Source organism: Ferrovum myxofaciens, from assembly GCF_013181415.1.
Taxonomy (GTDB): Bacteria; Pseudomonadota; Gammaproteobacteria; order Burkholderiales; family Ferrovaceae; genus Ferrovum; species Ferrovum myxofaciens.
This window is the reverse complement of sequence record NZ_CP053676.1, coordinates 1,373,008-1,390,655: the sequence shown is the minus strand read 5'-3', so window position 1 is coordinate 1,390,655 and position 17,648 is coordinate 1,373,008. Positions and strand designations below refer to the sequence as shown.

Here is a 17,648-nt window from a genome sequence, read left to right as displayed (position 1 = left end):
TGTATGTATCCTGATCGCGTGTTGTCGGGCATGCGCCCCACAGGGGCACTTCACCTAGGTCATTATCACGGGGTTTTGAAAAACTGGATCAAGATTCAGCATGAATTCGAATGCCTGTTCATGGTGGCCGACTGGCATGCCTTGACCACACATTACGACTCTACCCTGGGGTTGGAGAACCATGTCTGGGAGATGGTGGTGGACTGGCTGGCTGCCGGAGTAGACCCCAATCAGGCTACCCTGTTCATTCAATCCAGAGTTCCGGAGCATGCGGAGTTACACCTGCTTCTGTCCATGGTGACGCCGGTGGGATGGTTGGAACGGGTGCCCACCTACAAGGAGCAGCAGCAGAAACTAACCGATCGTGACCTGTCGTCTTACGGTTTTCTGGGCTATCCGCTCCTGCAGGCTGCGGATATTCTGTTGTATCGCGCCAATCGGGTGCCGGTGGGCGAAGATCAGGTACCTCACATCGAGTTTGCACGGGAAGTGGCGCGCCGTTTCAACCATTTTTATGGGCGTGAGAAGGATTTTGAAGCTAATGCCCTGGAAGCGGCACGCAAGATGGGCAACAAGAGGTCACGCCTGTATCTGGAATTGCGCACCCGTTATACGGAACGGGGCGATGCAGAGGCGTTGCTGGCGGCCCGTGATTTACTTGCCGAAGCTCAAAATCTTTCCCTGGGAGACCGTGAACGTCTTTTTGGCTACCTGGAAGGGAATGCCAAGCCCATTCTGGCCGAGCCCCAGGCGCTCTTGACCGAGGCCTCGCGCTTGCCAGGCCTGGATGGCCAAAAAATGGCTAAATCCTACGGAAACACCCTGCCCCTGCGTTTGTCGGAAGAGGCTTTGGCCCACAAGATCAGCACCATGAAAACCGACGAAGCAAGAAAATTACGTACGGATCCCGGAGAGCCAACCCGTTGTCCCGTCTATGCTTTTCACAAACTTTACAGCGATGAAAAAACCCTGACGTGGGTGGAGGATGGATGTCGGACTGCCGGGATTGGGTGCGTTCAGTGCAAGCAACCGATCATCGAGCAGGTCATTCTCGAATTGCGTCCCTTGCGTGAGCGGGCCCAGTTGTATCAGGAAGATCCCACCCTGGTGCGCAATATTATTGCGGATGGATGCGAGCGAGCCCGCCGTCTGGCCTGCGATACCCTGCGTGATGTCCGTGAAGCCATGGGCCTGGTGTATTCATGAACCAGGAAGTGGTGGCCTTCGAGTATCCGGAGGCCAGGGTCAAGGGAGCATTTTTCTCGGCCTGGCCCAAAGATCTCTATATCCCTCCCGAAGCCCTGGAAATTTTTCTCGAACAGTTTGAAGGGCCTCTGGATTTATCGTCCTCTCCGATACTCAAAACATTGGAAGAACGTGGATGGATCGAAGCCGTGGGCCAACGGGAAACACCGGGGCGCCCCACGCTGTTTGGTACGACCCGAAATTTTCTGGATCATCTCGGACTGCGCACCTTGCGCGATTTGCCTGCACTGGATGGACACACAGAAGGAAATGAAAATGGAACCCCAGCGCTTACATAAGGTATTGGCCCAGTCCGGAGTCGGTTCGCGGCGGGAAATGGAAACTTTGATCGAAGCGGGAGAGGTTCGGGTGAATGGGGCAGTGGCCCAGGTGGGGTCGCAGGTGAGCCCTGGGGATCGGGTCACCGTACGGGGACGGCCGGTACGGCTAAAGTTTGCCGAAGCGCAGGTTCGAATCCTGCTTTACCACAAGCCTGAGGGTGAAATCGTCAGTCGTGATGATCCCGATGGGAGAACTACGGTGTTTGCCACCTTGCCCAAACTCAAAGGGGAAAAATGGGTCAGCGTGGGACGACTGGACTATAACACCAGCGGACTTCTGATTTTTACCACCAGCGGCGCTTTGGCGCATCGCCTGACCCACCCCAGTTTTGAAATTGAACGGGAATATGCTGTGCGTGTCGTGGGTGAATTGAACGACCTGCAAATGCAGCAGTCCTGTCATGAAATCTTGTTGGAGGATGGTCCGGCTCGTTTTGAAGCCATTCGGGATCAGGGGGGAGAAGGGACCAATCACTGGTATCAGGTGGTATTGAAGGAAGGAAGAAACCGTGAAGTACGGCGGATGTTTGCCGCATTGGGGTGTATGGTGGGGCGTTTGATGCGCGTTCGTTTTGGACTCATTGGATTACCCCCCCGCCTCAAGCGGGGCCATTTCGAAGAATTGGATGCGCGCGCCGTGCAACGGGTTCTGGACTGGGCAGGGATGACCCCGGTCATTCAGGAAGAAAAGAGGGCACCGGGGCAACCCAACTTGCGTCCTAAGACCCCAAGGCCGCGTACGGGAGTGCAAAGACAAACCGGTTCCCCGCGGAAAGATCGAGCCAGATAAAAGGCAAGTGCGGAAAAGCGGCTTCCAGTGCATCGGCCTGATGGCCCACTTCCACCACCAGCCAGCCCTCTGGGCTGAGATGGCGGTGGGCCGTCGTGAGGATTCTCCGTACATGATCCAGTCCGTCGATGCCGCTGGCCAGAGCGGCGATGGGTTCCTGGCGGTACTCGGCAGGAAGGTTTTCCATGGCGGCCTGATCGACGTAGGGCGGGTTGGAAATGATCAAATCGTAGATACCTTCCTCCAGCGGTTCGAGCAGGTCTCCCTCAAACAGATGGATCTGCGCTGAAAGTCCGTATTCGGCACAGTTGAGACGAGCCACCGCCAGGGCATCCGGGGAAATATCGGCAGCATCCACACGGGCCTCGGGGCAGTGGAGCGCCAGCAGGATGGCCAGAGAGCCCCCTCCTGTACAGACGTCTGCCACCCGTTGCAGGGTATGAAAGTCCTCGATCAGGAAAACCAAGGCATCTTCCAGCGCCTCTGCGATGAAAGAACGGGGAATCAGGGCACGCTCGTCGCAGTAAAAGCGGTGCGGACCGAGCCAAGCTTCGTGGGTCAGGTAGGGCACGGGAATGCGTTCTTCGATGCGCCGTTGGAGAAGGCCCAGAAATTCTTCTCGTTCGTGGGGCAGGATGTGCGCATCGAGCCAAAGGGTGGGGTCCTGATCACGGGGAAGGGAAAGGCTGAACAGGAGCAGGTGCCTTGCTTCTTCCTGAGGGGTGGGATAACCATGCCCAAAAAACACACCGCTGCGCTGCAGGATCGTGACACCCCAACGCCATAGATCGCGCAGGGTGTTCAGGGGAAGAATTTCATGGGAACTGGGAAAGGGATTCATGGGGTCAGCAGATTCAGGAGCAAGCGTTGGTAGATGGCAGACAGACGGGCCGGATCGGTGCTGGCAATGCATTCATTACGTTGGTGAATGGTACTGTTGCAAGGCCCCAGTTCAACCACCTGGGAACCCAGCGTGACCAGAAAGCGACCATCCGAGGTTCCGCCACTGGTGGACAGTGTAGGGTGTAATCCCGTGACGTGCCGTACCGCTTCTTGGACTGCGGCAACCAGAGTGCCTTGCGGTGTCAGGAAGGGCTGAGCGCCCAGTGACCATTGCAGGTCGAACTCCAAACCATGCCGTTGCAGGATTTGCTGTGTCCGTTCCTGCAGGGAATCTGCTGAACTGGCGGTGGAAAAACGAAAATTGAACCAGGCGGTCAATTCACCGGGGATGATATTTCCAGCACCGGTTCCGCTCTGCAGATTGGATATTTGAAACGTTGTGGCAGGAAAATCTTTGCTGGCCTGATCCCATACCGTGCTGGCCAGTTCGGCTAGGGCAGGGGCGGCCAGATGGATGGGATTACGGGCCAGATGGGGATAAGCCACGTGACCTTGTGTGCCACGTACTGTCAGTACGCCGGACAGGGATCCGCGGCGTCCGTTTTTGATGGTATCGCCCAGTTGATCTACGGAAGTGGGTTCCCCCACCAGACAATAGTCAGGAATTTGCCCTGTTTCCTCGAGCCATTCCACCACACGTACGGTGCCATCCAGAGCGGGTCCTTCTTCGTCCGATGTGAGGAGCAGTGCGATGGAACCCGGCAGGTCCGGGTGAGTACTCAAAATGCTTTCGATGGCGGTTACAAAGGCTGCCAGGGAGGTCTTCATGTCAGCCGCGCCGCGTCCGTACAGAAATCCATCTCGTATCGTCGGCAGGAAGGGGAGAGAATGCCAGCCGGATTCGGGGCCTGGGGGGACCACGTCTGTATGTCCTGCCAGAACTACCAGTGGGGACCCGGTTCCCCGTCGCAGCCACAGATTGCTGACCTCGCCCCGGTCCAGAGGGGTGGCCTTGAAATCCAGAGGGGCCAAGCGACGGGCAATGAGTTCCTGACATCCGCCATCTTCGGGGGTCACTGAAGCATGGCGGATCAATTCCGCGGTGAGTTCCAGAGTGGGGTCGGTCATTCAGGCGCCCCGCAACAGTTCATTGATGCTGGTTTTGGAACGGGTCCTGGCGTCCACTTTCTTGACGATGACCGCACAGTACAAACTGTAACTACCATCGGTGGAGGGAAGGTTGCCAGACACCACCACGGAGCCGGCCGGAACCTGTCCGTAGGTGACGATGCCGGTTTCGCGATCAAAGATTTTTGTGCTTTGGCCGATATAGACGCCCATGGAGATGACCGAGCCTTCACCCACGATGACCCCTTCCACGATTTCCGAGCGAGCGCCGATGAAGCAATGATCTTCGATGATGGTGGGATTGGCTTGGACCGGTTCCAGAACGCCGCCGATGCCAACCCCTCCGGACAGGTGAACATGTTTGCCGATTTGGGCGCATGAACCCACGGTTGCCCAAGTATCAACCATGGCGGATTCGTCTACATAGGCACCGATATTGACGTAGGAAGGCATGAGCACCACATTGCGGGCGATGAAACTGCCGCGCCGAACCAGAGCGGGTGGGGCCACTCGAAAACCGCCCAGAGAGAAGGCCGCATCATCGTAGTGCGCAAACTTGCTGTCCACCTTGTCCCAATATTGGGTGAACCCTCCATCCATACGGTGGTTGGCCTGAAGACGGAAAGACAGAAGCACGGCTTTTTTAATCCACTGGTGGGTGACCCAACTTCCGTCTTTTTTTTCGGCGACCCGCAGAAGACCCTGATCCAGAGCCGTGATGACTCGTTCAATGGTTTCGTGCAGTTCGTCGGGGGGGGCGCTGGGACTCCAGTGCTCCCGTTGTTCAAAGGCATGTTCGATCAAGGTTTGTGCGTCAGACCACATGGGGTAAATTCTCCTCAGGAGGGGTAATGGGCAAGAAAGTCGAGCAGACGTTCAATCGCTTCCCCGGTTTCTTCGAGGGATCCCACCAGGGCAATACGCACCTGTCCGGTTCCGGGGTTGAAGCCGTGGGCAGTTCGTGCCAGATAACTGCCGGGCAGGACTGCAACGTTACGTTTCAAATAGAGGGCGCGTGCAAAGTCCGTATCTGAACCAGGGACCTGAACCCAGTAGTAGAAACCGGCCTGTGGTCGTACCAAAGGGAGGTGAGGGTGAACACAGTCGTAGAACCGGGTCATCTTTGCCTGGTAAAGCCGGCGGTTTTCCTGAACATGGGTCTCGTCCCGCCAGGCCGCCACGCTGGCCGCTTGTACCGCCGGGTTCATGGCGCTGCCATGATAGGTACGATAGAGCGCAAACCGCCTGAGCAAATGCCGATCTCCTGCCACGAAGGCCGAGCGTAATCCCGGAACATTGGAGCGTTTGGACAGGCTGCCCATGACGAGGAGGCGCGGATAACCCGAACGACCGAGACGCTGGGCAGCTTCCAGTCCACCCAGCGGAGGTGCACTGTCCAGAGGGTAGATTTCCGAATAGCATTCATCGCTCACGAGGGTGAACCCATACCGGTCAGAGAGGGCGAACAGCCGGGTCCACTCCTCCATGCTCAGGACTCCTCCGGTGGGGTTACCAGGAGAACAGATAAAGACCAGACGGGTATGGGTCCAGACGGATTCGGGAACCTGGCTGTAATCGATGCGGTACCCTTGAGCGGGGTCGGCATTGACAAAGTAGGGACGTCCTCCCGCCAGCAATGTGGCTCCTTCGTAGATTTGGTAAAAAGGGTTGGGACAGACCACCCTTTCTTCAGCCCCCGGGTCGAGCAGGGTTTGGGTAAGGGAAAACAGGGCTTCACGACTGCCCAATGTGGGCAGTATTTCCGTATCCGGATCCAGGGGGGGGAGGTGAAAACGATGTTCCAGCCAGCCTGCCAGGGTTTCGCGCAACACTTGGGAACCCAGGGTCTGCGGGTAGCGGGCCAGTTCGTCCAGATGCGCACACAGCGCCTCCTGAATGAAACGTGGAGTGGGATGACGGGGTTCTCCGATGGACAGTGCGATGGGGGTATGATCGGGGCAGGGAGACTGCGCTCCGATCAGGCTTCGCCAGCGTTCAAAAGGATAGGGCTGAAGTGTGTCAAGACGAGGGTTCATGCCAGAGGAGGGGCCCAGGGAGTCGCGCCTGCAAAGTGCACTGGCGGCAAAGAACAACGGGGCTGCCACCCTTCCTGACGGTGTTCGCTCAGTACGTGGGTAAAGATGCCGCCGCGCACGTTCCAGCGACTCAAGAGACGCAGGAAACGGGGTTGTGTCGCTGCGACCAGGTCATCGAGAATGCGTTGCGTCACGGCTTCATGAAAGGCCCCTTCATTTCGGAAAGACCACAGATACAGTTTGAGGCTCTTTAATTCGACATTGGTCTGATCCGGGACATAGTCGAGACTCAACCAGGCAAAATCGGGTTGCCCGGTCTTGGGACACAGACAGGTGAATTCGGGCAGTTCCATATGAATCAGGTAATCCCGTTCCGGACTTGGATTCGGGAAGGTTTCCAGAGTACGACTGGGTTGTGCGGGCATTGGGGAGATCCTGTCTGATGGAGTAGAATCTTCTTATTCTAACTTCTTTGTGGACAGCAGCGCATTTAGTGCATCTCAAACACATTAAACTGGCGGGTTTCAAATCCTTTGCCGATGCGGTTCATATCCCGATTCCCGGGCAACGGGGTGTCCCGTTACACCATCAACGAGACCACGGTGCGTCGGCGTGATGCGCCTCTGGATGATACGAATACCGAGCGTTTTGCGCGCATGGTGCAGAGGATGTCCGAGCATACCCAGTTTCTCTTTAACACCCACAACAAGGTAGCAATGGAAATGGCACAACAGTTGATTGGCATTACTATGGCAGAATCCGGGGTATCGCGTATGGTGGCAGTGGATGTGGAAGAAGCCCTGCGTTTGACGGAACAAGTGATCCTTTGAGGAAGGCATGATGAGTGAATTGCGGATAATGGCTGGGGTATCGGCTTTGGCCTTGGTAGTGGGAGTGGTATTGTGGGGACGCTGGCAGGAGCAACGCCAGCAGCGGTTGACCCGGGACTTGATTCCGACTTCGGTTCATGATCCTTTGCTGGATGAGGTATCCGAAATTGCCGTTCGCGAGGAACCAAAATTGGGCGAAATCCCTGTTTCCACGGATCAGGGTTCCACGAGCCTTGCCCAGGCTCCCGATCTTCGTTTTGAATACGACGTGGTATTGCGGGGGCATTTCACCGGGAATGACCTGCGCCAAGCCATTCATCGATCCCGCTTGATGACCCAGGGATTGCGTTGGGTAGGACAGCATCAGGGACAATGGATGGACGTGACAACTCAGGGGGGCGTGAATTTTGAGCAGTGTCATGGGCTGTTGCCTCTGGTTAGTCGGGCAGGACGGATCAGTGAGGCAAGACTCACGCTCTTTGCAGATGAAATGCGTGCCCTCGCCAGTCATCTGGGGGCAACCATCGAGCCTGGAGAAGTGGGCCAGGCGGCGGAACGTGCCCAACAACTGGATCGATTCTGTGAACAGGTAGATATCATCGTGGGAATCAATGTCCGCTTTTCTCCCATCAAAAGTCCTCTGGGGTCACGGCTCCTGAAATATTTGACGCAGGAAGGAATAAGTTTGGGTGAGGATGGGGGATGCCATGCCCGTACGGCGGATGGACAGGATCGCTTCACCTTGATTCGTCAGGATGGTGCCCCTTTCCTACCCGTGAATCTGGATCATGAACCCATCAGCGCCGTGACCCTGTTATTGGAAGTGGTGCGTGTACCGGATCCTGTGACGATTTTCAAAGAGATGTTTGCGGTGGCTGAACGGCTTGCCCTGGTGCTGGAAGGAGAGGTGGTGGATGATCAGGGAGAACGTCTGGGGGTGCGTCAATGCACCACCATCGAGAAGCAACTGGCTCAGGTGATGGGGACTTTGGAAACTCAGGGGATTCCCTGCGGCAGTACGCTGGCACGGCGTTTCTTTTCCTGAAGGGGGGGGGCACATGGATGAAGTTGCCCGTCTGCATCTACTGCAGGATAAACTGAAGCATTACAATCAGGAATACCACGGGTTCGATGCGCCCACGATTCCCGATGCGGAATATGATGCGCTGTATCGGGAACTGGCGGCATTGGAAGCCCGGCATCCTGATCAGGTCAGGGCGGATTCCCCCACTCAGCAAGTGGGATCTCTGGATTTGCGCCGCAACGTGCGCCTGGTTCGCCACCGTGAACCCATGCTGAGTCTGAATAATGGATTTGATTTTCACGATCTCCAGGAATTTGATCGGCGGGTTCGAATGGGATTGGGCGTGGAGGCGGTGGCCTATTGTTGTGAGCCAAAATTCGATGGTCTGGCCATCAACCTGTTGTATCGTGGGGGCACTCTGGTGCAGGGTGCCACGCGCGGCGATGGTGAGAAGGGAGAAGAGGTAACTGCCAATCTGATGACGGTGAAAAGTATTCCCCGGCGTATGCAGGGTTCTGAACCCTGGCCAGAGTGGTTGGAGGTGCGCGGAGAAGTCCTGATGCTCAAGAAGGACTTCGAACAACTCAATCAGCGTCAGACAAGGGCAGGAGAACGAGCCTTCGTCAATCCGCGCAATGCCGCCGCAGGCGCTTTGCGCCAACTGGACCCGGCAGAAACGGCCCGTCGTCCCCTGGTCTTTCTGGCTTATGGTGTGGGCGGAGTCTCTCCTGGCTATGAACTGCCGGATCATCAGGATGCGTTACTGCGTTGGCTGGGCACGCTGGGGTTTCCCGTGGCAGAAGAGGTCCAGGTGGTCCAGGGCGAAAGCGGGCTCCGGGCGTTTTTTGAGAATCTGGGCGCGCGCCGCGCTTCCCTGCCTTACGAAGTGGATGGGGTGGTCTATAAGGTCAATGCACGCATTGCCCAGCAGAGGTTGGGGTTTGTCACCCGTGCGCCGCGTTTTGCTCTGGCGCACAAGTTTCCTGCCGAAGAGGCATTGAGTACGGTGGAAGCCATCGAGGTTCAAGTGGGGCGTACCGGTACGTTGACTCCTGTGGCGCATTTGAAGCCCGTATTCGTGGGGGGAGTGACGGTAATGCGCGCAACCCTGCATAATGACGAGGAAATTCGTCGTAAGGATATCCGGGTGGGAGATCAGGTCTGGGTCCGCCGTGCAGGCGATGTCATTCCGGAAGTGGTACGGGTGGTTCGGGAACTTCGCCCTGCAGACACAGTGGCTTTTGAGATGCCCCTCACCTGTCCGGTATGTGGATGTCCAGCGCGACGGCTTCCGGAGGAAATTTCCTGGCGCTGTAGTGGAGGCCTCCACTGCCCGGCTCAACGCAAGCAGGCATTACTGCATTTTGTCGGACGACGTGCCATGAATGTGGAAGGACTGGGTGAGAAACTGGTGGATGCTCTGGTGGAACGCGCCTGGGTGACGGAACCTGCCGATCTTTACCGCCTGACCCTCGAACAATGGGCTTCATTGCCCCGCATGGCGATGAAATCCGCAGAAAATCTGGTGCAATCCCTGGAACGTAGCAAGGAAACCACCTTGGCACGGTTTCTGTTCGCCTTGGGAATTCGCCAGATCGGCGAACGCACGGCCCAGGATCTGGCACTTCATTTCGGGACGCTGGAAGACGTGATGGAAGCCGACGAAACCCGTTTGCAGGAAGTGGTGGAGATTGGTCCCGTGGTAGCCCAATCCCTGCGAGAATTTTTTTCCGGAGAACGCAATCGGCAGATCATCGCGCACCTGCGTGCCCAGGGTATCCACTGGTACGAAAATACCCGGAATCGGCAGGCTGTGCAGGTTTTGGCGGGTTTGACCTTTGTCTTGACCGGAACTCTGGCCCGTTATTCCCGGGAGGAAGCCAGGGAACGTATTGAGCAAGCCGGGGGAAAGGTGGTGGGCAGTTTGTCCCGTTCGACTCATTATCTGGTGGTGGGGCGGGATCCGGGCAGCAAGGTCGCGCAGGCACAAAAATTGGGCATCCCGATGCTTGATGAGGATCAGTGGGATCAACTTTTCAAGGAAATCAATGCATGATAAAAAAAATTCGTAAAGCAGTATTTCCGGTGGCAGGAATGGGGAGCCGATTTTTACCTGCGACCAAGGCCAGTCCCAAGGAAATGTTGCCGGTGGTGGACAAGCCATTGATTCAATACGCAGTGGAAGAAGCCGTGGCGGCGGGCATCACAGAAATGATTTTTGTGACGGGTCGCGGTAAGAGAGCAATAGAAGATCACTTCGACAAAGCTTATGAATTGGAGGCTGAACTGGCTCAACGGGGGAAAGACCGAATGTTGGAAATCGTTCGTAATCTGCCGCCCTCGGGGGTAAGTTGTGCCTATGTCCGGCAGCCGGAAGCCTTGGGATTGGGCCATGCCATCTTGTGTGCGGCGCCTTTGGTGGGGGATGAACCTTTTGCCGTGGTACTGGCAGATGATTTGATCGATTCAAAGGTTCCGGTGTTACGTCAGATGATGGAATGGTACGAAAAAAGTGGTTCCTCTGTTCTGGGGGTGCAGCAAGTGCCCCGTGCACAGACCGGACAATATGGTATCGTCCAGACGGAACATGGGATGGGCGAGTATTTGAGGGTTACGGGAATCGTGGAGAAACCCGCGCCGGATCGGGCTCCTTCAACTTTGGCGGTGGTTGGGCGTTATATTTTGACCCCGTCAGTTTTCGACACCCTGCGCGAAGTGGCACCGGGGGCGGGCGGGGAAATTCAGTTGACCGACGGGATTGCCCGTCTGCTGGAGCGTGAAATGGTTCTGGCTTGTCCCTTTGAGGGGGTACGTTATGATTGCGGAAGCAAGTTGGGTTATCTCAAGGCAACGGTGACCTATGGTTTGCGCCACGAAGAAACCGGGACTGCTTTTGCCCATTGGCTGGCAGAGCGAACCTGAATGGCGGTGCGTCCTATTGTGAGAATGGGCCATCCTGCCCTGTGCTCTCCCGCTGTGTCGGTGGCGGAGGAGGAATGGCCCTGCTTGCCCGAGTTGGTTCAGGATCTGGAAGACACCTTGCTCAAGGCGGAGGGGGTGGGGCTGGCCGCGCCACAGATTGGTGTGGGGTGGAGAGTCGTCTTGTTTGGTTTCGAGGCCAGTGCACGTTATCCCGATGCGGCGCCGATTCCCCGCACCCTCCTCATCAATCCGGTCTGGCGACCTTTGGGGGATGACCAGGAAGAGGGATGGGAAGGGTGCCTGTCCGTCCCGGGGATGCGTGGCTGGGTTCCCCGTGCCCAACATCTTTATTACGCGGGCTGGAATCTGCAGCGGGAATGGATCGAACGAACCGTCAGTGGTTTTCATGCGCGGGTAGTACAACATGAATGTGACCATCTGGACGGGATCCTCTACCCCAGTCGAATTCGGGATTTCAGCCGTTTCGGTTTCATCGATGAATTGTTTCCCGACCCCGAACTACGTCCGGCCGGTGACTGATTCTGTGGGCATGGGAGACTGTTCCTGAGAGACTTCGTGCAGCAGGTCGTCATGCAGACACTGGCGTTCTGCCGGATTATCCAGGCGTGGAGAAGAAATCAGAAAGACGTCTTCCACCCGTTCGCCCAAGGTATTGATGCGGGCCCCGTGCAGATCGATGTCGTGGCGCAGAAAAACGCAGGCCAGTCGGTACAGCAAGCCGGGGCGGTCACCGGCTACCACGGTCAGGGGGACCTGACCATCGCGTTCCGGATCTCCCAACAGGATGCGCGCGGGATAGGGAAAATGGCGAAGTTGACGGGGCAGGCGTGACCTGCGCGGGGTAGGAAGAGGACCGGGATGATCCAGTTGTTCCTGTAATTCGTTTTCTATGCGTTTGAGTTGCGTTCGATAATGTTCCACCGAGTTGTGGTGGGGCAGCACCTGAAAGGTGTCAAGGGCATGCTGATCCAGGGTGGTGTGGATGCGGGCGGCAACAATGGCTTGGCCGGAACGCTCGAAGTATTCGCAAAGGTGGGCAAACAAACCGGTTCGATCCGGGCTGTAGATCAGAACCTGGAATCCTTCCCCCACCGGTGAAAGACGTGCCCGTACCCGGGGTTTCGAAGATCCGGTGCAACCTTGCAAACTGCGGGCATGCCATGCGATGTCCCGGATTTCATGGCGTCGGAAATAGCCGTCTTCCAGGGTCTTCCACAAGGTTACTTCGGAAACCTCTTGCAAGCCATAGTGTTTCAGAATCTCCAGGGCCTGAGTTTGGCGATTTGTGCTGGGTTCGTCATGAGTTGTTTGTTCTCCTTCCAGAACCTGTGCGGTCAGGCGATACAGATCCTCCAGTAGTTTTCCTTTCCAGGCATTCCATACCTTGGGACTGGTGCCCCGGATATCGGCCACGGTGAGCAGGTAGAGGGCAGTCAGACGACGCAGGTTTTCTGTTTGTTCCGCAAAACGGCAGATTACTGCAGGGTCTGAAAGGTCCTGTTTCTGGGCCACTGCAGAAAAATTGAGATGTTGTTCCACCAGCCAGGCCACCAACTGTGTATCGGTTCGGGGCAAATGGTGTTGGCGACAAAAATAGAGGGCATCCGAACGACCAAGTTGGGCATGATTTCCGCCCCGACCTTTGGCAATGTCATGAAAAAGTGCCGCCAGGATCAACAGATCAGGCCGGTCAAATTGTTGCATCAGGGTGGAGCAGAGAGGGAATTCATGATTAAAACGGGGCAGGGCAAAGCGACGCAGGTTACGGATGACCTTCAGAGTATGCTCATCCACGGTATAGGCATGGTACAGGTCATGCTGCATTTGCCCCACGATGCGTCCAAAGGCGGGCAGGTAACGTCCCAGAACCCCCAGATAATTCATGCGTTTCAGGACATCGGCGGTTCGTGCCGGTTGCCTGAGGATTTCGAGAAACTGCTGCTGATGCACCGGGTTGGAACGAAAAGCCGCATTGATGTGGCGTTTTCCCCGCCAGACGGCACGCAGAACATCGGGTGTGAAACCACGCAGGTCAGGGTATTGCTGGAGAAGAAGGAAGGCATTGAAGAGGAGTTCCGGTTTCTGATCCAGAAGGGTACCGGGGATGGTGCCCAGCAAATCTCCCTGTCGTACGAAGGGATCTTGCAAGAGAACCGGAGGTAGGTGCACAGGGCGGGTGCGTGCCTCAATTTGCTCCACTAGAATGGCATTCATCAATAGAACGGATTTGGCGGTTTTGTAGTAGGCTTGCATCAACCCTTCGCTGGCGCGTCGTTGTGCGCTGTCTTGCCAACCGAGCTGAAGCGCGAGGGAGGTCTGATAATCGAAGAGGAGGCGGTCTTCGCGGCGTTGCGCAAGACCCTGCAGACGAATCCGCAAATCCTGTAAAAACCCCCAGCGTGTACGGGCCTGTCGTGCTTCTGCTGCGCTGATCAGTCCCGCCTGGGTGAAAGAGGCCCACCCAGGATTCAACCCCGCTCCCCATGCGATCCAGGAAATGGTGTGCAGATCCCGCAGTCCGCCCGGACTTTCCTTGAGGTTGGGTTCCAGGTTGAAGGCCGTATCGTGGTGTTTGTGATGACGCTGGCGCTGTTCCTGGATCTTGCCGGCTCTGAAGGCGTTCAGGTCCAGAGTGGCGGGAAGTTTTTGACAAAGTTCCTGTTGGGCCCGTCGTTTCCCGCTGAGAAATCGTTGTTCGGACAGATTGGTGGCGATGGTCAGGTCCTGAACGGCTTCTTTCAGGCATTCGGCTTCGGTGCGGACGCTGTGACCGACTTCCAGTCCAATATCCCAGAGGGTACCAATGAAAGATTCGATGCGTTGGGTGAGGAAGCCGTTTTCTTGACCGGGCAACAGGATGAGCAGATCGATGTCGGAATAGGGATACAACTCCCCGCGTCCATAGCCGCCCACAGCCACCAAGGTGGCATCTTGTTTGAAGTCGTGGGTGCTCCAGAGTTGGCGCAGGGTTTCATCCACGACGGCACACCATTGCTTGAGCAGGCGTCGAGGGGAGGGTTGGCGCAGGTAGGCTTCAAAAAGTTCGGCTCTTTTCTTTTGAAGTTGGGATTTGAGCGTGGCAGTGGCGTGCATGGTCAGGGGGCGGGAGGTGTTCCGGAAGAGAGGGTCAGAACTTCGAACCCCTCTGGTGTTACCAGGATCGTATGTTCCCACTGGGCAGACAGGCTATGATCTGCGGTGACAATGGTCCAGCCATCGCCCAATGGTCGGATATCCCGCCGCCCGGCATTGATCATGGGTTCGATGGTGAAAATCATGCCGGCTTCGAGGCGCAAGCCGCTGCCTTTTTTGCCGTAATGGAGGACCTGAGGTTCTTCGTGAAAGTGACGCCCGATGCCGTGACCACAAAACTCGCGGACTACGCTGTACCCCGCTTTTTCGGCAAAGGTCTGAATGGCATGGCCGATGTCTCCCAGATGGTGGCCTGGAGCGACGGCCCGGATGCCGTGCCAGAGAGATTCATAAGTCAGGTCGCAAAGACGGCGGGCCTGTTTGCTGATCTCTCCCACGCAGAACATGCGGCTGGTATCCCCATGAAATCCTTCCTTGATGACGGTGATGTCGAGATTGACGATGTCTCCATTCTTGAGGATGCGGTCGCCGGGAATGCCGTGACAGACCTGATGGTTGACCGAAGTGCAAATCGAACGGGGATAGGGCCGATGTCCCTTGGGCGCATAATTCAGAGGGGCCGGGATGGTGTGTTGAACCTCGAGCATGTAGTCATGGCACAGGCGATCCAAATGGTCGGTGGTGACGCCCGGAACCACGTGGGGCGTAATGTAGTCCAGCACTTCGGCGGCGAGGCGACAGGCGATACGCATTTTGTGAATTTCTTCGGAATTTTTCAGAGTGACTGCAGAAGAAGACATGAGTTCGGAATTTGGCTTGGTTGATTATTATGAAGTCGGGATGGTATCATAAAGGGCTTTATAGCAATTTCACACGCCGGTTAAAACACAGGGTGCCTTGGAAAAGGTGAAATGGACCGGCGGCGGCTCAACCCTCGATCAGGAGTTTTACCATGTCAGTCACCATGCGACAAATGCTGGAAGCCGGAGTTCATTTTGGACACCAGACCCGTTACTGGAATCCCAAGATGGCTCCTTTCATTTTTGGTCACCGCAACAAGATCCACATCATCAATCTGGAGAAGACCCTTCCTCTTTATCAGGAAGCCATGAACTTTGTGCGTCGTTTGTCTGCCAATAATCAGTCGATCCTGTTTGTGGGGACCAAGCGTCAGGCTCGCGATATCGTGCGCGAGGAAGCGCTGCGGGCGGGGTCTCCTTTTGTGGACCACCGCTGGTTGGGCGGGATGCTCACAAATTTCAAAACGGTCAAGCAATCGATCAAGCGTCTCAATGAACTTTCCTTGATGATCGAAGATGGTTCCATGGATCGTTTGTCCAAGAAAGAAGCTCTCACCTATCAGCGCGAAAAAGACAAACTGGCGCGCAGTCTGGGGGGGATCGTGTCCATGAATGGTGTGCCGGATGCATTGTTCGTGATTGACGTGGGCTATCAAAAAAATGCCGTGGTGGAAGCACGCAAGTTGGGGATTCCCATCATTGGCATTGTGGATACCAATAACTCCACGGAAGGCATTGATTATGTCATTCCGGGGAACGATGATTCGACGCGCGCCATTCGACTCTATGCCCGCGGGGTAGCAGATGCCATTCTGGAAGGACGTGCCCAAAGCCTTAACGAGGCCATTTCAGGGGAAGAATTTGTCGAAGAGGAAAGTGACGTATCCGAGGTCTGAAGAGTCGGGCACTGACGCCCCTGCCAGGCAGGGGTTTCCAGATTAATTGTAAGGAGTGGGCTATGGCGGAAATTACCGCATCGATGGTGAAAGAACTGCGTGAACGTACAGGCTTGGGGATGATGGAATGCAAGAAGGCATTGACCGAGGCTCAGGGAGATATGAAAGCCGCGGAAGACCTGTTGCGCATTCGGAGCGGAGCCAAGGCCAGCAAAGCCGCCACCAGGGTGGCGGCGGAAGGTGTGGTGGCGGTGGCTATCCATGCCGATGCCCGGGTTGGCGCGCTGGTGGAAGTCAACTGCGAAACTGACTTTGTGGCCAAGAATGAAGAGTTCATGGACTTTGCGCGCGCGGCAGCCGAGTGTGTGGTGCACAACAACCCGGCGACAGTGGAGGCATTGGCTCAGTGTTCTCTGCCCGGTGGCGGCGTTCTTGAAGACGTGCGGCAGGCTCTGGTCATGAAGTTGGGTGAAAATATGACCTTGCGTCGTTTTACTCGTTACGAGACCACGGGGCATCTGGCTCAGTACAAGCACGGGCAAAAAATTGGCGTGTTGGTGGATATGATCGGGGGAGATGGGGCGCTGGGCCGTGACATTGCCATGCATATTGCAGCCAGCAAACCGGTATGTGTTTCCAGGACAGAGATTCCCGCTGAGTTGCTCCAGCACGAGCGCGAAATTTACACGGCGCAAGCAGCAGAGTCAGGAAAACCTGCAGAGATCATCGCCAAGATGGTGGAGGGGCGGGTTCAGAAATATTTGGCCGAGGTAACCCTGGTTGGGCAACCCTTTGTCAAGAATCCGGACCAAACCGTGGAAGTTTTGCTCAAAAGTCGGGGTGCCAGCGTGCAACGCTTCTCCATGCTGGTGGTGGGCGAGGGTATCGAGAAAAAAGTCGAGAACTTTGCCGATGAAGTCGCCGCAGCCGCAGGTACGATGGCTTAATCAGGGAAGACCATGAAACTTGCTTACCAACGCATTCTCTTGAAATTGTCGGGCGAAGCTCTGATGGGGGAGGATGCGTACGGCATCAATCGAGCCACGATCGATCGTATCGTGGCCGAGATTGCCGCCGTTGTGCGACAGGGTGTGCAAGTTGCCGTGGTGATTGGAGGGGGCAATATTTTTCGGGGGCTGGCACCTGGTGCCATAGGAATGGATCGCGCCACCGCCGATTACATGGGAATGCTGGCCACGGTCATGAATGCCTTGGCTTTGCAGGATGCCATGCGTCGGGTGGAGGTGGTTAGCCGGGTTCAGTCGGCCCTGAATCTGGAGCAGGTGGCTGAACCTTACATTCGTGGCAAGGCATTGCGTTATCTGGAAGAAGGCAAGGTGGTGATTTTTGCTGCGGGGACGGGCAATCCGTTTTTTACGACGGATACGGCAGCGGCGCTGCGAGGAGCAGAGATCAGTGCGGAGGTAGTGCTCAAAGCAACCAAAGTGGACGGGATTTATACGGATGATCCGAAAAAGAACCCGGATGCTCGCCGCTATTTACGCCTTACCTTTGAAGAGGCCATTGTCAACAATCTGAAAGTGATGGATGCGACGGCACTGACTCTGTGTCGGGATCAGAACCTGCCCATTGGCGTGTTTAGCATTTTTAAACCGGGTGCTTTGATGCGTGTTGTTCGGGGCGAACCCGAAGGCACCTTCGTGACGAATTGAAAGGGT

At 56.3% G+C, this 17,648-nt stretch carries 16 protein-coding genes and 2 pseudogenes; 11 read left to right on the top strand and 7 right to left on the bottom strand.

Translation table 11 applies throughout. The annotated features are described in order from the left end of the window. The first annotated feature begins 3 nt into the window (after positions 1-3). The 3 genes and pseudogenes from HO274_RS06765 to HO274_RS06755 all read left to right on the top strand — a co-directional run bounded on the left by HO274_RS06765 (position 4) and on the right by HO274_RS06755 (position 2,376). Positions 4-1,206, top strand: coding sequence for a tryptophan--tRNA ligase (locus HO274_RS06765; RefSeq protein WP_031597790.1), 1,203 nt, complete (start codon positions 4-6; stop codon positions 1,204-1,206). A 140-nt stretch (positions 1,207-1,346) separates the two neighbouring features. After that, positions 1,347-1,499 (top strand): annotated as a pseudogene (gene scpB / locus HO274_RS13540) (SMC-Scp complex subunit ScpB); the annotation flags it as partial. 22 nt (positions 1,500-1,521) lie between these two features. Then, positions 1,522-2,376: a pseudouridine synthase gene (locus HO274_RS06755; protein ID WP_273117940.1), complete on the top strand. Its 855-nt coding sequence runs from the start codon at positions 1,522-1,524 to the stop codon at positions 2,374-2,376. On the opposite strand, the gene prmB is transcribed toward HO274_RS06755, so the two are convergent. The 5 genes from prmB to queF are packed head-to-tail and all read right to left on the bottom strand — an operon-like array spanning position 2,306 to position 6,808. Continuing rightward, the gene (prmB, locus tag HO274_RS06750; RefSeq protein ID WP_273117938.1) at positions 2,306-3,217 is read right to left on the bottom strand and encodes a 50S ribosomal protein L3 N(5)-glutamine methyltransferase; all 912 of its coding nucleotides are present in this window, start codon (positions 3,215-3,217) and stop codon (positions 2,306-2,308) included. The two genes, HO274_RS06755 and prmB, sit on opposite strands and share 71 nt — an antisense overlap. Then, a complete protein-coding gene (gene dapE, locus HO274_RS06745) occupies positions 3,214-4,347 on the bottom strand; it encodes a succinyl-diaminopimelate desuccinylase (RefSeq protein WP_273117936.1) in 1,134 nt (377 codons plus the stop codon). The genes prmB and dapE overlap by 4 nt, the downstream gene beginning before the upstream one ends. Next, complete coding sequence (gene dapD / locus HO274_RS06740; RefSeq protein WP_273117933.1) at positions 4,348-5,172, bottom strand: 2,3,4,5-tetrahydropyridine-2,6-dicarboxylate N-succinyltransferase; 825 nt, start codon at positions 5,170-5,172, stop codon at positions 4,348-4,350. Between the two features lie 14 nt (positions 5,173-5,186). Next, positions 5,187-6,383, bottom strand: coding sequence for a succinyldiaminopimelate transaminase (gene dapC, locus HO274_RS06735; protein WP_031597799.1), 1,197 nt, complete (start codon positions 6,381-6,383; stop codon positions 5,187-5,189). Then, positions 6,380-6,808, bottom strand: a complete 429-nt coding sequence (gene queF / locus HO274_RS06730; protein ID WP_031597800.1) for a preQ(1) synthase — start codon at positions 6,806-6,808, stop codon at positions 6,380-6,382. The genes dapC and queF overlap by 4 nt, the downstream gene beginning before the upstream one ends. A gap of 189 nt (positions 6,809-6,997) precedes the next feature. Between queF and HO274_RS06725 the strand changes: the two are divergent. The 5 genes and pseudogenes from HO274_RS06725 to HO274_RS06705 all read left to right on the top strand — a co-directional run. Beyond that, a pseudogene (locus HO274_RS06725) lies at positions 6,998-7,213 on the top strand (hypothetical protein); the annotation flags it as partial. Between the two features lie 7 nt (positions 7,214-7,220). Further along, positions 7,221-8,258 carry a cell division protein ZipA C-terminal FtsZ-binding domain-containing protein gene (locus tag HO274_RS06720; protein WP_082783150.1) on the top strand — a complete coding sequence of 346 codons (1,038 nt, stop codon included), beginning with the start codon at positions 7,221-7,223 and terminating at the stop codon, positions 8,256-8,258. A 13-nt stretch (positions 8,259-8,271) separates the two neighbouring features. After that, positions 8,272-10,293, top strand: coding sequence for an NAD-dependent DNA ligase LigA (gene ligA, locus HO274_RS06715; RefSeq protein WP_273117926.1), 2,022 nt, complete (start codon positions 8,272-8,274; stop codon positions 10,291-10,293). Further along, complete coding sequence (gene galU, locus HO274_RS06710) at positions 10,293-11,159, top strand: UTP--glucose-1-phosphate uridylyltransferase GalU (RefSeq protein ID WP_031597804.1); 867 nt, start codon at positions 10,293-10,295, stop codon at positions 11,157-11,159. Before ligA ends, galU begins: the two co-directional genes overlap by 1 nt. Then, positions 11,160-11,699: a peptide deformylase gene (locus tag HO274_RS06705; protein WP_273117921.1), complete on the top strand. Its 540-nt coding sequence runs from the start codon at positions 11,160-11,162 to the stop codon at positions 11,697-11,699. Here the strand turns inward: HO274_RS06705 and HO274_RS06700 are convergent. Beyond that, positions 11,679-14,273 (bottom strand): [protein-PII] uridylyltransferase, encoded by a 2,595-nt coding sequence (locus tag HO274_RS06700; protein ID WP_273117914.1) that lies wholly within the window; start codon positions 14,271-14,273, stop codon positions 11,679-11,681. The genes HO274_RS06705 and HO274_RS06700 overlap by 21 nt on opposite strands. Before the next feature lie 2 nt (positions 14,274-14,275). Next, complete coding sequence (map, locus tag HO274_RS06695; protein WP_273117912.1) at positions 14,276-15,073, bottom strand: type I methionyl aminopeptidase; 798 nt, start codon at positions 15,071-15,073, stop codon at positions 14,276-14,278. A 152-nt stretch (positions 15,074-15,225) separates the two neighbouring features. On the opposite strand from map, the gene rpsB reads away from it, so the two are divergent. The 3 genes from rpsB (at position 15,226) to pyrH (ending at position 17,642) form a co-directional block, all read left to right on the top strand. Next, positions 15,226-15,969 carry a 30S ribosomal protein S2 gene (gene rpsB, locus HO274_RS06690; RefSeq protein WP_031597808.1) on the top strand — a complete coding sequence of 248 codons (744 nt, stop codon included), beginning with the start codon at positions 15,226-15,228 and terminating at the stop codon, positions 15,967-15,969. A gap of 62 nt (positions 15,970-16,031) precedes the next feature. Beyond that, positions 16,032-16,916: a translation elongation factor Ts gene (gene tsf, locus HO274_RS06685; RefSeq protein WP_062187839.1), complete on the top strand. Its 885-nt coding sequence runs from the start codon at positions 16,032-16,034 to the stop codon at positions 16,914-16,916. A 12-nt stretch (positions 16,917-16,928) separates the two neighbouring features. Beyond that, positions 16,929-17,642, top strand: coding sequence for a UMP kinase (gene pyrH, locus HO274_RS06680; protein ID WP_031597810.1), 714 nt, complete (start codon positions 16,929-16,931; stop codon positions 17,640-17,642). The last annotated feature ends 6 nt before the right edge of the window (positions 17,643-17,648 follow it).